Consider the following 13,790-nt stretch of genomic DNA (forward strand, 5'->3'; position numbering starts at 1 on the left):
TTTCAGTTCTGCTCTGGTCAATGTTAATGTCTCCTGTCCCATAGTGACATTATCTCAGAACAGTTACAGGATGACATTATCACAGACGAACAACATTGCGGGAAATCCTATTCTTGAGTTTCTATGTTATTTATGCTATGATACATATCGTTGTGGCATTTTTGCTTGAATACGGTGGTCCTCTGCTCGTGACAACGAAAGAATCATACATCTGAAGAGGCGGCAAGAACACCTGTGTGGAAGGAGGGAGTCATCTATGAATTTGATCCAAGAGATTACGAAGGAACAGCTTCGCACCGACATTCCGAATTTTCGTCCTGGCGACACGCTGAAAGTGTACGTTAAGGTTATCGAGGGTTCGCGCGAACGGATTCAGCTGTTCGAAGGCGTGGTTATTAAGCGCCGCGGAGGCGGTGTCAGCGAAACCTTCACAGTAAGAAAAATTTCTTACGGTGTCGGCGTTGAAAGAACGTTCCCGATTAACACTCCAAAGATCGATAAGATTGAAGTGGCTCGCCGTGGTAAAGTCCGTCGCGCGAAGCTCTACTATCTTCGCGGTCTGCGCGGTAAAGCAGCTAGAATTCAGGAAATTCGATAAGAAACAGGAGGGGCTTGCGAACCAAGCTCCTTTTCGTTTTCTCTCACATTGGCGAAAGGACAGGAGAGCATATGGAGCAGGATCAGACAGTAGAAAAAGCGAATCCGATCAAAAACGAGGTTTGGGAATGGATCAAAGCGCTGCTGATTGCAGCCGCTCTCGTGTTTTTTATACGCTGGCTCATTTTCGCCCCGTTCATTGTGGAAGGGCCTTCGATGGAACCGAACTTTCATACTGGGGAGCGCCTCATCGTCAATAAGTTAACATACAGGTTCGGTAACCCGGAACGCGGGGAAGTCCTTGTGTTCCATGCAACCAAAGACAAGGATTACATAAAGCGCGTCATTGCATTGCCGGGCGAGAAAGTTCGGGTGGAAGGCGATCAGGTGTATGTTAACGGACAATTGCTGGATGAGCCGTACCTGAAGCAGGCTTTGGATGAAGCGGCGAAACAAGGGATACCCTATAACACAAGAAATTATCCGGAGCAAACCGTACCGGAAGGAAGTATATTCGTCATGGGGGACAACCGGTCCAACAGCTCGGATAGCCGGGACAGTACTGTAGGCTTTGTTAAATACGAACAGATTGTCGGACGCGCCGATTTGATTTTCTGGCCGTTCGATAAAATAAGTCTGGTTCATTTCTAGAGCGTAACATAGATGAAAGGTGTAAAGTTGAGGTGACCTGCCAATGACAATCCAATGGTTTCCGGGTCACATGACGCGGGCGCGGCGGCAAATTCAGGATAAGCTGAAGCTGATCGATCTGGCGATCGAGCTGCTGGATGCGCGTATTCCTTTGTCCAGCCGCAACCCGATGATCGATGAGATTTTGCTGCAAAAGCCCCGTTTGGTGCTGCTGAATAAAAGCGATCTGGCCGATCCGGATGTGACGAAGCGGTGGATCGATTATTTTGCGGAGCGGGGACTTCGGGCGCTTCCGATCGATTCTGTTCAGGGCAACCCGGTGAAAGAGATCATGCAGCGAAGCAAAGAGCTTTTGGCAAGCAAAATTGAAGCGCAGCAGCGTAAAGGAATCAACCCGCGTGCGATTCGCGCTTTAATCGTAGGCATTCCCAACGTCGGAAAATCGACATTGATCAACCGTATGGCAGGCCGTAAAATAGCGGCTACCGGTGACAAGCCGGGGATAACGAAAGGCCAGCAGTGGATTAAAGTGGGAACGGAGATGGAACTGCTGGATACGCCGGGCATTTTGTGGCCCAAGTTTGAAGATCAGACGGTCGGCTTACGGTTAGCAGCCACCGGAGCGATTAGAGAGGAAATTTTGCATCCGGAAGAGATAGCGTTTTTTGCCGTGCGTTATTTGGCCGGGCACTATGGGGAAGCCTTGAAGGACCGGTTTGGTTTGGACGAACTGCCGGAGAATCCCGAAGATTCGGATGCGATCGTCGAATTGATGGAAGCGATCGGCCGCAAACGCGGTGCATTAATGAGCGGCGGAAGGGTAGACCTGGAGAAAGCGTCGCTTACCCTATTGCGCGAGCTTCGTGCCGGTAAGCTGGGAAGAATCAGTATGGAAACGCCGGATGAAATGACGGCAAATGCGGAATAAGGAAGAAGCGGAACCGCCGTCCGGGGTTATCCGCTTCTTTTTCATCATGATCATTGCTTCTCATGCGAAAAGGCCGGCTGTTCATGAAAATGCGTACTTTTATGGTATGATGGCTGCAGAAAAATATGAGTTTGGAAGAGAGGTGTAAGAAGGTGGGAAGAGAGGTCCGGTTTGGTGATGCAGAGTTTGTTCTAAAGCTTACGGGGCTCACCTGTATCTTTGCATTAAAACGGCAAGTCGTTATCCCCTATCCAAAGATCAAAAGGGTTGTTGTGGATTACTTTGATGCCCCTATGTGGATGCTCCGGATGCCCGGAACTTCGATCGCGCCGCTTCATATTTATGAGGGGAGCTTTAAATACGCCAACGAATGGTATTTTCTTTCTTATGAAAAAAGGGAGCCTCTTGTCATACTCGAATTGGAGGGACACGAAAAATATACCTATGTCATCTTCCAAATCGATCATCCCTCAGAGGTTGCCTCGGCACTGCGCAAAAGGATCAGAGATTGATGCTGTGCGCATGTAGATTTTTTCTCCCATGTGCATCCTCCACAAAATGCGATTTGCCGGACAAATCCTTTTTTCTTCACTCTCGTTATGTCCTGGCAGGAGTCCTGCCCAGAAAAAAATACTGCCCCCCCGGAAACCGTTTATTAATTGTTCCGCCATTCCGGCAGTGATGCCGGGAATCAATCTAATCGTTCCCCACCGTCCTGAAAAGGGGTTACGCTTTGAGCGGCCCTTTTTACATAGTCTAATATTTGAGTTCAAAGAAACAGGTGGCGAGGTCAATATATTCGAGTTGGGATAAGCCCGATGTCGGGTTATTTCAAGGAAGGTGATGCAAATGTCAGGTAAGAGAGCGTTATCAAGTTCACAGCGCTTGGCAATTGAGCACATCACACAGTACGCCAGAGCCCGAAAATGCGATGCTCAAAAGTCAATTAAGGAAGTTCTTCAGATGTCAAATATCCCTTGGAATACATTTGAGGAGGCCGCCGCCAAACTGCTGGCGAACGCGAGGGTTGCGCTGCATTTTCATCCCGACCGGCCAATGGCGGACATGAAAAGTGTAGCTCAGGCATTGCTTGAGCAGGGAATCTATAAGAGTCAGTTCGAAACTCAAATTTCCAATGGCAGCGTATCGGCCTATCCAGGCGGCGCACGGGATCTTTGGGAGAAAAAGATGTTTGGCGGCGCTTATCAGTCTGCTGGCATGACCAAGAGTCAGCGCCCGAAGTACGGGGCCTTAAATGTAATGCTGCATCCGGATGGACCGGCTCCACGGTTCGGGTCATGCTACTTCCTTCTCTCACCCAAGGTCTCCTGTCGCTGCACGTACACTTATTTGGATTCTCATCAGGATCCGAAGGAAAAGGGAACCTATGATGAATTTGACGACATTTTGGCAGCGATGTTGAAAGATGCTTTTTTTCGGAATGATGCGATTGGCGAGAACGATCTGACACCGCGGAAATGGATCGATCATCTCTTGTATCATCTTGAATGCCCATTAAAGGATCCTTCAAATTGTGAGCCCAAACGAAACCTTAACCACTATATCGAGGCCCAGGTTCATGGTGATATTGTTTTAAAAGATGACGTAGAAGCGCTTGTTGCCGATCCTTCGTTCAAAGGCACATACATAGGAGAAATTTTAGAGCAAATAGGCTTGATGTATTCCATCGAACTTTATTGGCATATGGGATTTGTCATGCACGCGGAAGAAATACCCATGGATTTTAGGGGGCCGGCCATGCCTTCCCTGGCCAGGCGGATAGCACGGAATGATCATATCGACGCCAGTGTGATCGGGGCGGTCGTCAACGATTTGAAACGTAATCCGGCACAATGGAGTGACAGAGGGAACTATGAAGAGGTGCTTCAGGAATTAAAATACATGTGGCATATTTTAGTTCGATTTGGTAAACCGTTTGCGCGTGAATGAAGGACTTATTCTTTGAGATGGCGGAAATCCCGGGATTTTATTCCTTATATCTGCCAGCTTGTGTGGAGGCGACGTTGGGATACCACCCTGACATCCCCTTTTTCAGGGCCATTGGACATGCCTGGTTTGGGGATAGGCAAGATTCACCGGGTGAGGTATAATGTTACATCATGGCAGAATGTACAACAATTGCAGGTGAAACGGATGCTGGAATACGAACGTGAATTATGGGAGCAAGGGAAGCTTTATATTGCAGGGGTGGATGAAGTCGGGCGCGGCTGTTTATTCGGTGATGTGGTGGCTGCCGCGGTTATTTTGCCCCAAGGGCTTGTGCTTGAGGACGTGAACGATTCCAAGCAAGTCAGCGAAAAAAAACGGGAGGCACTGTATGAGATCATCATGGAGAAGGCTCTCGCCGTTGGCGTCGGTATTGTCGATGTAGCCACGATCGAAAGAATTAATATTAAGCAGGCGGCACGGCTGGCCATGAAAGAAGCTGTGGAAAAGCTGAATTTGACTCCCGATATGCTGTTGGTGGATGCGGAAAAAGTCGATGTGCCCATAGAGCAGCTTGCGATCATTCACGGAGACGCACGGAGTCAATCGATCGCAGCGGCTTCGATTATCGCAAAAGTGACGCGGGATCGGATGTGCTTCCAATGGGATGTGGAATATCCGGAGTACGGGATCGCTATACATAAAGGTTATGCAACCAAAAAGCACCGGGAGGCCATTCAGGAGTACGGACCTTCACCGATGCATCGAAAGACGTTTCTTAAAAAGATCGTTTATGAGCAGCAGCTGTTGTTTTAGTGAAAGGACGGGAGTGTTTTTCCGATATAAACAATAACCGGAAAAAGAAGCCGGCGGGGAGCGTGCGGACGAACCCAAGCCGGCTTTGCGTTTGAAAGGGGCGGCATCGATGAATATTAGCGGTATGATCCGCGGCTTGATCGGAGAGACGCAATTGTCCGAGCCCAAGTCGCTTGAGCTCAAGGCAGGACAAGTCGTCAAGGGGAAGGTGGTACAGCTCCTGTCCGATAAGGAGGCTTTGGTTCAAATTAACGGTGTACAGGTCCGGGCGCAGCTGGAGGCGCCTTTAAAGCAGGGTGAGGTCACCATGCTTCAAGTTCAGCCTGAATCCTCGGGCGGACAAGTGATGCTAAAGCCCCTGCAATCGTCCACGGTACAGATTGCAGATGTGTCGTTAGGGGATGTATTAAAAGGAATAGGACTTCAAGATACCCCGGCGAACCGGCAGTTGGTCCAAATGCTGCACCAAGCGGGGGTACAGCTGACCAGGGATCATGTCTATGCATTCGTGCAGCTGCGGTCGGGCATGCCGGCGCAGACACCGCCGGAAGACTGGGTACCGGCGGCTGTGATCGCTTTTCAAAAGGGGCTGCCGCTGACGCCGGAGTCAGTGGCTTCCTTACGCCAGGCCGTGCAGGGCCCCCCTTTCCATAAAGCGTTGGAAAACATAAGCCTGCTGGCTCAGCAAGAGCTGGATGGCCGGACGGAGTATTCTCCACAGACCCGTGCGCTGCTGGAAGGCGTGCGCCAATTAGTTCAGCAGCTGCGCGAGACGGCCGGACAGCTGCTCGGCCGGGCCGCTGACGGAGGCGAAGCGGTGCAGGGCGCAAGCAGCAGCGGCGCAGCGGGCGCAGAGGCGCAGCAGGCGGCGGCAGTGCAGGGCGCAAGCGGCAGCGGCGCAGCGGGCGCAGGGGCGCAGCAGGCGGCGGCAGCGCAGGGCGCAAGCAGCAGCGGCGCAGCGGGCGCAGGGGCGCAGCAGGCGGCGGCAGCGCAGGGCGCAAGCAGCAGCGGCGCAGCGGGCGCAGGGGCGCAGCAGGCGGCGGCAGCGCAGGGCGCAAGCAGCAGCGGCGCAGCGGGCGCAGGGGCGCAGCAGGCGGCGGCAGCGCAGGGCGCAAGCGGCAGCGGCGCAGCGGGCGCAGGGGCGCAGCAGGCGGTGGCAGCGCAGGGCGCAAGCAGCAGCGGCGCAGCGGGCGCAGGGGCGCAGCAGGCGGTGGCAGCGCAGGGCGCAAGCAGCAGCGGCGCAGCGGGCGCAGGGGCGCAGCAGGCGGCGGCAGCGCAGGGCGCAAGCGGCAGCGGCGCAGCGGGCGCAAGCGGCAGCGGCGCAGCGGGCGCAGGAGCGCAGCAGGCGGCAGCAGCGCAGGGCGCAAGCGGCAGCGGCGCAGCGGGCGCAGGGGCGCAGCAGGCGGCGGCAGCGCAGGGCGCAAGCGGCAGCGGCGCAGCGGGCGCAGGAGCGCAGCAGGCGGCGGCAGCGCAGGGCGCAAGCGGAAGCGGCGCAACGGGCGCAGGAGCGCAGCAGGCGGCGGCAGCGCAGGGCGCAAGCAGCAGCGGCGCAGCGGGCGCAGAGGCGCAGCAGGCGGCGGCAGTGCAGGGCGCAAGCAGCAGCGGCGCAGCGGGCGCAGGGGCGCAGCAGGCGGCGGCAGAACAACCTCCAGCCGCGATGGCGCAGGCACAGACATTGTCGGAGCAACAGGAAGACGGGCCGCTGCTGGGGAGACTGATGAAGGCGCTCGGGATGAATCATGAGCATCAGGCGATAAAGCATCTTGAGCAGAATTTGCAGGAGCAGAGATTGCATGCAGGCTCATTGTCCGCGGGCTCGCCGGGGGAGGCGGCCGAAGCGGCCGATTCGTTGAAAAGCGTGCTGATGCAGCTTTCGCAAGCGATGGATGCGCCCCAAGACTTAAAGGATGCTGCTCGGCAGGCGGTTCAGCAAATTACGGGGCAGCAGCTGCTGCTGAGTCAAGATCGGGGCGCCATGTTTTCGCATGTGACGTTGTTTGTCCCGTTGATTCATGCCAACGGAGAGCAGACAGCGGCCATTCACATTCAGTCCCGGAAAGGGAGAAACGGCAGCCTGGACGAGAGCAACTGCCGGCTTGTTTTTGACTTACGGATGAAGGCTTTGGGGGATACCCTGGTCGATGTCCAGGTCGTTAACCGCATCGTCAGTTTACATGTCCATAATGATTTGCCGTTTACTCGGGAGCTTTTGGATGCTCATAAAGACGACATAGCCCAGGGTCTGCATTCGATCGGTTATCAGTTTATTTCCATGAAATGCAGTCCTTATCCCTCCAAGGCGACGGAAAATATCGAATTCTCCGAATCATCGGGCCCGGCGTCGGTGTTAAGGGAAGGCAGCCTGGAGTCCATCTATGCACAACGACGTTATAAAGGTGTGGATATCCGCGTATGACCCAGAAGACACAGGGAATCAAGAAGGCGGTAGCCTTAAAATATGCACCCGATATCTCGGCGGCTCCCAAGCTTATTGCTAAGGGGAAGGGCAGACTTGCCGAGTCCATCATGGAAAAGGCCAGGGAGAACGGTGTACCGATCCAAGAGGATCCATCTCTTGTTGAGGTATTGTCTAAACTGGATTTGGATCAGGAAATTCCGCCGGAGCTTTACAAGCTTGTAGCTGAGGTGCTGACCTTCATTTACCGTTCTGACCAGAAAGCCAAACAATGGAGGGGGGAAGGCGGTTGACGCAATCGCGGCTGAAACGCAAAGAGCTTGGAGCCGTCGGTGAAGCGGCGGCAGAACAGCGGCTGAAGGAGCAGGGGTTTCGGCTGCTTGCACGCAATTGGCGGTGCAGAACCGGGGAGATCGATATCATAGCCATGGACGGCGAGATCTTGGTATTTGTCGAAGTGCGCACCCGCAGTGGAAGAGGCGCATTCGGAACCCCCCTGGAATCGGTGAATGCCCGGAAGCAAAGGCAAATTATTGAGACGTCGCAGGTTTACATGCATCAGCAGCGGCAGCAGGTCCGGCAGGTCCGCTATGATGTTCTGGCCGTGCAGACGGACCCGACGGGAGTTGTACTGCATATCGAACAAATCCGCAACGCTTTTTAACCCAAGAGCGTGAGCGGATTTATTTTTTTGTCCAAAGCCCGGTATTGCAGCGCCTCGGCGGCATGCTCGGGTAAAACGTCGTCCTTCCCTTCCAAGTCGGCGATCGTACGGGCAATTTTTAAAATCCGGTCATGTGCCCGTACGCTTAACCCCAATACCTCAAAAGAACGCTCCAGCAGCTTTGTCGTCGCCTGGTCGATCCGGACATGCTCCCGCAGCATTTTTCCGCTTAGCTCGCTATTAAACAGGACTCCGGAGCCATGGTATCTGCGAAGCTGAATTTGATGCGCGTGTTCTACAATAGTGCGCATTTCGGTCGATGTCATCTGTTTTTGTTCGGGAGCGAGATGCTTATACTCGATACGAGGAACCTCGACATGAAGGTCGATACGATCGAGCAGCGGACCGGAGATTTTGGAGCGGTAATGTGCTACCTTCACAGGACTGCAAATACAGCCTTGCTGCTCGGTTCCGGCTCCCCAAAAACCGCATGGACACGGATTCATAGAAGCCGCAAGTAAAACATGCGCAGGGAACTTGTATACGGCCCGGGCACGACCGATGGTAACCCACCGGTCTTCCAACGGCTGGCGCAGCACTTCCAATGCAGCTCTGGAAAACTCGGGAAGCTCATCAAGAAAAAGTACGCCGCGATGCGCCAAGCTCACTTCCCCCGGCTTGGGAATGCCTCCGCCTCCGATTAATCCGGCGGCGGAAATCGTATGATGGGGCATGCGAAAAGGCCGTTCGCGGACTAGCTGTCTCCGGTCCGCAAATTTTCCGGAAGCGCTGTAAATTCGGGTCACATCGAGCGATTCCTGTTCATTCATCTCCGGCATGATCGAAGGGAGGCGCTTGGCCAACATGGTTTTGCCTGTGCCCGGCGGACCGATCAGGAGCACATTGTGCATTCCGGCGGCGCATATCATCAAAGCCCGTTTGACATGCTGCTGCCCGTATACATCGGCATAATCCTCTTGAGCGGTTAAAGGCTTTGAATGCAATGCTTGAGATGAACGATCAATGGATTGAATTGCATTCGCCGTATGCACCGGATGGCTGTTCCCGTTGTCCCTTGGATCGGCGACGAGCTCGCTTAAATGCCGGATTCCTACGATCTCACAGCCTTCAAACCACCGGGCTTCTTCCGAATTGTCCTCCGGCAAAACGACACGAGTGATGCCGTGCTCTTTGGCCGACGCGATCATGGACAATACGCCGGGAATCGCCCTGACCGAACCATCCAGGGCAAGTTCGCCGATCAGCAGCGTCTTCATAATGCGCTCCTGCCGGAGTTGTCCGCTGGTGGAAAGAATTCCTGCGGCTATCGCCAAATCGAACGCGGACCCTTCTTTGCGTATATCCGCAGGCGCCAAATTGACCGTGATACGCTGCAGCGGAAAGGTGAATCCGCAGTTTTTAATGGCGGCGCGCACCCGTTCCATCGACTCTTTAATTGCGCTGTCGGGCAGCCCGACGATAGTCATTTGGGGCAAACCGTTGCTCAAATCAACCTCGACATCCACCAATTTGCCATCAATGCCGTGCAAGCATGCGCTGATTACTTTTCCATACATAAATAAAAACACCTTTCCCATCATTTTCATGGCCAAAGGTGCTTCCTTATCCGCTCATGTCTATAGGATTATTGTAGTTCATTTGCCGTTATTAGGCAACCCGGCATAATCTTTCCTTGATTCGGGGTTACACAGCGGATCCCTTGGCCATAATGATACCAGAGGTGATGAAAAATGGAACAAAAACCTTATTTTTGTCCAAATTGCCGTTCCAACCGTGTAAAATTCAGCGTGATTTCAAGCTACTCTCAACGATTTTTGAAGGATGCGATCACCGGTTCCGTACAGGAAGTAAGCGACCCGGAGCAGTTGGAGGAAAGCGAACCGACGATTCAATGCCAGGTATGCAGTTTTACAGGAAATGAGATGCGTTTCATCAAACAAGCGGAGCGTGAGCCCAGAACGGCTACACAGATAAACCCGAACTATTAACAAATTCAATTGAACGCGGCGCATGCTTCCCGTTACGGGAGGTAATGCGCTTTTGTTTTAAATAGGCAAAGCGTTCATAACAGATCCTTGACCTTGGCCGCTAAAGATGTGAGTATTTTGTTGAATCATGTCATAAGGCGAACGTCGGAAATAACTGATACTATCGTGTCTTATAAAAAAGATAAATCGCGTCATTAACAAAAATAATAAGGAAACTGGTCGAAAAAAGTGATACAATAATAAAGGTTTGTCAATCCGGACATGCTAGGGTTTGGCAGACGGATGTTTGTAGCGGTTGGCTTTTACCGGAAAAGGCAAAGGCTAATACCATATAGGAAGTCATTCATGATAGGAGGATTTTGCTAAATGAATATCCATGAGTATCAAGGCAAAGAAGTGCTGAAGCAGTACGGGGTTGCCGTACCGGAAGGGAAAGTTGCTTTTACGGTGGACGAGGCCGTTGAAGCGGCAAAATCGTTGGGTACGTCCGTAGTAGTGGTGAAGGCGCAAATTCATGCCGGCGGCCGCGGTAAGGCAGGCGGGGTTAAGGTAGCCAAAAACCTCGATGAAGTCCGTACATATGCTAGTGAAATTTTAGGTAAAGTTCTCGTTACGCATCAAACAGGACCTGAAGGTAAAGAAGTTAAGCGTTTGTTGATCGAGCAGGGCTGCGACATTAAGAAAGAATATTATGTCGGCGTTGTGGTTGACCGCGGTACAGGCCGTGTCGTCATGATGGCTTCCGAAGAAGGCGGCACCGAGATTGAAGAAGTAGCTGCCCGCACTCCTGAGAAAATTTTCAAGGAAGTAATCGACCCGGCTATCGGTTTGCAAGCGTTTCAAGCGCGCAAGCTGGCTTATGCCATCAATATTCCGAACGAGCTTGTTAATAAAGCCGTGAAGTTTATGATCGCGCTCTATAACGCATTTGTAGATAAGGATTGCTCCATTGCCGAGATCAATCCGCTCGTTGTTACGGGCGACGGTAATGTAATGGCGCTCGACGCGAAGCTGAACTTTGATTCCAACGCGCTGTACCGCCACAAAGATATTGTGGAGCTTCGCGATTTGGAAGAAGAAGACGAGAAGGAAATCGAAGCCTCCAAGTACGATTTGAGCTACATCGCGCTTGACGGCAACATCGGCTGCATGGTCAACGGCGCAGGTCTGGCTATGGCTACCATGGATATCATCAAATATTACGGTGGAGAACCGGCCAACTTCCTCGATGTAGGGGGCGGTGCAACGACGGAGAAAGTAACGGAAGCCTTCAAAATCATTCTTTCCGACCCAAGTGTAAAAGGAATCTTCGTTAACATTTTCGGCGGAATCATGAAATGCGACGTCATTGCCAACGGTGTCGTCGAAGCCGCCAAGCAAGTAAGTCTTGACAAGCCGCTTGTTGTGCGTCTGGAAGGTACGAACGTAGACCTCGGCAAAAAGATTTTGAATGAATCCGGACTGAACATCGTAGCTGCCGACTCGATGGCGGACGGCGCCCAGAAGATCGTTGCTCTCGTGAAATAATTGCGGGTTTCCATTTGACTTTTTTCTTCAATAATATTAAGGGATGTGAACATAGATCATGAGTATTTTGGTCGATAAAAATACAAAAGTCATTACACAAGGGATTACCGGTTCCGTAGGGATGTTCCATACAAAGGGCGGACTTGATTACGGCACACAAATGGTAGGCGGCGTCACTCCAGGCAAAGGCGGCACAAACGTCGACATCGCGCTGGAAAACGGTACAACCGTCTCGATTCCTGTATTCAACACGGTAGCTGAGGCAAAAGCGGCAACAGGTGCAACCGCGTCCGTTATTTACGTTCCGCCGGCTTTCGCGGCAGATGCGATCATGGAAGCCGTTGATGCTGAGCTGGACCTGGTCATCTGCATTACAGAAGGCATTCCTGTTCTCGACATGGTTAAGGTAAAGCGTTATATGGAAGGCAAGAAGTCCCGTTTGATCGGGCCAAACTGCCCTGGCGTCATTACTCCGGGCGAATGCAAAATCGGTATTATGCCCGGCTATATCCACACTCCTGGTCATGTCGGCGTCGTTTCCCGAAGCGGAACGCTGACTTACGAAGCCGTTCATCAACTGTCTACACGCGGCATCGGTCAATCGTCGGCCGTTGGTATCGGCGGAGACCCCGTGAAGGGCTCGGAGTTTATCGATATCCTCAAGCTGTTCAATGAAGATCCGGACACCTATGCGGTGATCATGATCGGTGAAATCGGCGGCTCCGCAGAAGAAGAAGCGGCCGAGTGGATTGCAGCCAACATGAAAAAACCGGTGGTCGGCTTCATCGGCGGACAAACGGCGCCTCCTGGAAAACGTATGGGCCATGCCGGCGCGATCATCTCCGGCGGTAAAGGCACGGCAGCAGAGAAAGTCGCAACGCTGGAACGCTGCGGCATTAAAGTAGCTCCGACCCCTTCCGAGATGGGTTCCACCCTGGTCAGCGTTTTGGAAGAAAAAGGCCTGCTTGAGAAATGCATCACTAAAAAGTAAGCCATTCATAAAGTCGTATTGAGATAGGCAAGAAGCCTTTCATATCCGTGTATTCAGCGGATTTGAGAGGCTTTTTTGCATCTGAGCGAAGGAGTGTATATACTATATGAACAACCGCCTCGTGCTGTTTGCGCTGCATCAAATGCAGGGTATAGGCTGGAAAACCGTCGCTGGCCTTGTGCGGCAGTTTCCTGAACTGAGTGATATCATGATGCTGAAATATGTGGATTGGCTGGAGCTGGGTCTTACTCCGGTCCGCTCCGAACAGGTGATAAAAGGGATGCGGGAGCTTGAATCCGGACAAATGGACAGGAAGCTCAAGCTTTACGAAGACCGGCAGATTGGATGGACTTGTCTGTGGGATGCAGATTATCCCGGGCTGCTGAGGGAGACGGCTGCACCGCCATGGATCCTGTATTACCGCGGCCGTCTTGAATTGGCTCATCGACCGTGTATTGCCATGGTCGGAACGCGTAATCCTACAGCCTATGGTAAAGTCACGGCACAGCGGCTATCCGCATCGCTCTCGTCGGCGGGTTTGTGTGTGGTCAGCGGATTAGCCCGTGGAATAGACAGTGCGGCCCATGAAGGAGCCCTGAGGGAGGCGGGCGGCACGATCGGGGTGCTAGGATGCGGCATGGAACAGGTGTATCCGCCTGAAAACAAGCTGCTTTATCGAAGAATATCAGAGGACGGCCTGCTTCTGTCGGAATATCCGCTTGGTACCAAGCCCCGCCCGGGACTGTTTCCGCAGCGCAATCGGATCATCGCAGGATTAAGTCTTGGCGTGGTCGTCGTCGAAGCGGCGCTGAACAGCGGTTCGCTGATCACAGCGGACTTGGCGTTGGAAGCCTCTCGCGACGTGTTCGCTGTTCCAGGGCCGATTACTTCTCCCAAAAGTCAGGGGACCCTCCATTGGCTGAAGCTTGGAGCCAAGCTGGTTACCGGTCCTGAAGATATATTGGAGGAGTACAGAGTCCGGATATCCTTTGACCAAAAAACAAACATTAAACCTATGGTGGATACGGGATCGGTTTTGCCTGCGGATGAGCAGCGGATTTACGATTTGCTCAGCTTAAAACCGATGAATATTGAAGAATTATTGGCGCAAAGTCAATATAAATTTGGACATTTGCATTCAGTTCTGATAAATTTACTAATGATGCAGCGAATCGTCGAGCTTCCAGGTTCAGTCTACACAGTACCTTGATGATCATACATATTTCATTTGTCGAAGGGGGAAG

At 52.6% G+C, this 13,790-nt stretch carries 14 protein-coding genes; 13 read left to right on the forward strand and 1 reads right to left on the reverse strand.

Going from position 1 to position 13,790, the window contains the following annotated elements:
• The first annotated feature begins 256 nt into the window (after positions 1 to 256).
• The 9 genes from rplS to BLT35_RS13415 all read left to right on the forward strand — a co-directional run bounded on the left by rplS (position 257) and on the right by BLT35_RS13415 (position 8,019).
• The gene (gene rplS, locus BLT35_RS13375) at positions 257 to 598 is read left to right on the forward strand and encodes a 50S ribosomal protein L19 (RefSeq protein ID WP_054818963.1); all 342 of its coding nucleotides are present in this window, start codon (positions 257 to 259) and stop codon (positions 596 to 598) included.
• Between the two features lie 71 nt (positions 599 to 669).
• Positions 670 to 1,248 carry a signal peptidase I gene (gene lepB / locus BLT35_RS13380; RefSeq protein ID WP_062407920.1) on the forward strand — a complete coding sequence of 193 codons (579 nt, stop codon included), beginning with the start codon at positions 670 to 672 and terminating at the stop codon, positions 1,246 to 1,248.
• Between the two features lie 43 nt (positions 1,249 to 1,291).
• Complete coding sequence (ylqF, locus tag BLT35_RS13385) at positions 1,292 to 2,176, forward strand: ribosome biogenesis GTPase YlqF (RefSeq protein ID WP_074728421.1); 885 nt, start codon at positions 1,292 to 1,294, stop codon at positions 2,174 to 2,176.
• 152 nt (positions 2,177 to 2,328) lie between these two features.
• Complete coding sequence (locus BLT35_RS13390) at positions 2,329 to 2,688, forward strand: hypothetical protein (RefSeq protein ID WP_062407924.1); 360 nt, start codon at positions 2,329 to 2,331, stop codon at positions 2,686 to 2,688.
• 337 nt (positions 2,689 to 3,025) lie between these two features.
• Positions 3,026 to 4,126, forward strand: a complete 1,101-nt coding sequence (locus BLT35_RS13395; protein ID WP_235594265.1) for a DUF3626 domain-containing protein — start codon at positions 3,026 to 3,028, stop codon at positions 4,124 to 4,126.
• 117 nt (positions 4,127 to 4,243) lie between these two features.
• On the forward strand, positions 4,244 to 4,939 hold the full coding sequence (rnhB, locus tag BLT35_RS13400; RefSeq protein ID WP_074728485.1) for a ribonuclease HII: 696 nt from the start codon (positions 4,244 to 4,246) through the stop codon (positions 4,937 to 4,939).
• Between the two features lie 109 nt (positions 4,940 to 5,048).
• Positions 5,049 to 7,355 carry a TP0910 N-terminal domain-containing protein gene (locus tag BLT35_RS13405; RefSeq protein WP_074728423.1) on the forward strand — a complete coding sequence of 769 codons (2,307 nt, stop codon included), beginning with the start codon at positions 5,049 to 5,051 and terminating at the stop codon, positions 7,353 to 7,355.
• Entirely contained in the window at positions 7,352 to 7,648 is a 297-nt protein-coding gene (locus BLT35_RS13410; RefSeq protein ID WP_054820183.1) for an EscU/YscU/HrcU family type III secretion system export apparatus switch protein, read from the forward strand. The genes BLT35_RS13405 and BLT35_RS13410 overlap by 4 nt, the downstream gene beginning before the upstream one ends.
• Positions 7,645 to 8,019, forward strand: a complete 375-nt coding sequence (locus tag BLT35_RS13415) for a YraN family protein (RefSeq protein ID WP_235594267.1) — start codon at positions 7,645 to 7,647, stop codon at positions 8,017 to 8,019. The genes BLT35_RS13410 and BLT35_RS13415 overlap by 4 nt, the downstream gene beginning before the upstream one ends.
• Here BLT35_RS13415 and BLT35_RS13420 read toward each other — a convergent pair.
• Positions 8,016 to 9,596, reverse strand: coding sequence for a YifB family Mg chelatase-like AAA ATPase (locus BLT35_RS13420; protein ID WP_074728487.1), 1,581 nt, complete (start codon positions 9,594 to 9,596; stop codon positions 8,016 to 8,018). The genes BLT35_RS13415 and BLT35_RS13420 overlap by 4 nt on opposite strands.
• A 174-nt stretch (positions 9,597 to 9,770) precedes the next feature.
• On the opposite strand from BLT35_RS13420, the gene BLT35_RS13425 reads away from it, so the two are divergent.
• The 4 genes from BLT35_RS13425 to dprA all read left to right on the forward strand — a co-directional run bounded on the left by BLT35_RS13425 (position 9,771) and on the right by dprA (position 13,756).
• Positions 9,771 to 10,028 (forward strand): hypothetical protein, encoded by a 258-nt coding sequence (locus BLT35_RS13425; RefSeq protein ID WP_054820182.1) that lies wholly within the window; start codon positions 9,771 to 9,773, stop codon positions 10,026 to 10,028.
• 366 nt (positions 10,029 to 10,394) lie between these two features.
• The gene (gene sucC / locus BLT35_RS13430) at positions 10,395 to 11,555 is read left to right on the forward strand and encodes an ADP-forming succinate--CoA ligase subunit beta (protein ID WP_062407934.1); all 1,161 of its coding nucleotides are present in this window, start codon (positions 10,395 to 10,397) and stop codon (positions 11,553 to 11,555) included.
• Between the two features lie 58 nt (positions 11,556 to 11,613).
• Positions 11,614 to 12,546 (forward strand): succinate--CoA ligase subunit alpha, encoded by a 933-nt coding sequence (sucD, locus tag BLT35_RS13435; RefSeq protein WP_062407936.1) that lies wholly within the window; start codon positions 11,614 to 11,616, stop codon positions 12,544 to 12,546.
• A gap of 106 nt (positions 12,547 to 12,652) precedes the next feature.
• A complete protein-coding gene (gene dprA, locus BLT35_RS13440) occupies positions 12,653 to 13,756 on the forward strand; it encodes a DNA-processing protein DprA (RefSeq protein WP_062407938.1) in 1,104 nt (367 codons plus the stop codon).
• Positions 13,757 to 13,790: the final 34 nt, after the last annotated feature.

Source organism: Paenibacillus naphthalenovorans (assembly GCF_900099895.1).
Classification (GTDB): domain Bacteria; phylum Bacillota; class Bacilli; order Paenibacillales; family NBRC-103111; genus Paenibacillus_G; species Paenibacillus_G naphthalenovorans.

Coding starts and splice junctions, on each gene's coding strand:
- sucD (WP_062407936.1), top strand. CDS start 11,614: ATGAGTATTTTGGTCGATAAAAATACAAAAGTCATTACACAAGGGATT.
- BLT35_RS13420 (WP_074728487.1), bottom strand. CDS start 9,596: ATGTATGGAAAAGTAATCAGCGCATGCTTGCACGGCATTGATGGCAAA.
- rplS (WP_054818963.1), top strand. CDS start 257: ATGAATTTGATCCAAGAGATTACGAAGGAACAGCTTCGCACCGACATT.
- sucC (WP_062407934.1), top strand. CDS start 10,395: ATGAATATCCATGAGTATCAAGGCAAAGAAGTGCTGAAGCAGTACGGG.
- BLT35_RS13410 (WP_054820183.1), top strand. CDS start 7,352: ATGACCCAGAAGACACAGGGAATCAAGAAGGCGGTAGCCTTAAAATAT.
- dprA (WP_062407938.1), top strand. CDS start 12,653: ATGAACAACCGCCTCGTGCTGTTTGCGCTGCATCAAATGCAGGGTATA.
- BLT35_RS13425 (WP_054820182.1), top strand. CDS start 9,771: ATGGAACAAAAACCTTATTTTTGTCCAAATTGCCGTTCCAACCGTGTA.
- ylqF (WP_074728421.1), top strand. CDS start 1,292: ATGACAATCCAATGGTTTCCGGGTCACATGACGCGGGCGCGGCGGCAA.
- BLT35_RS13395 (WP_235594265.1), top strand. CDS start 3,026: ATGTCAGGTAAGAGAGCGTTATCAAGTTCACAGCGCTTGGCAATTGAG.
- lepB (WP_062407920.1), top strand. CDS start 670: ATGGAGCAGGATCAGACAGTAGAAAAAGCGAATCCGATCAAAAACGAG.
- rnhB (WP_074728485.1), top strand. CDS start 4,244: ATGCCTGGTTTGGGGATAGGCAAGATTCACCGGGTGAGGTATAATGTT.
- BLT35_RS13405 (WP_074728423.1), top strand. CDS start 5,049: ATGAATATTAGCGGTATGATCCGCGGCTTGATCGGAGAGACGCAATTG.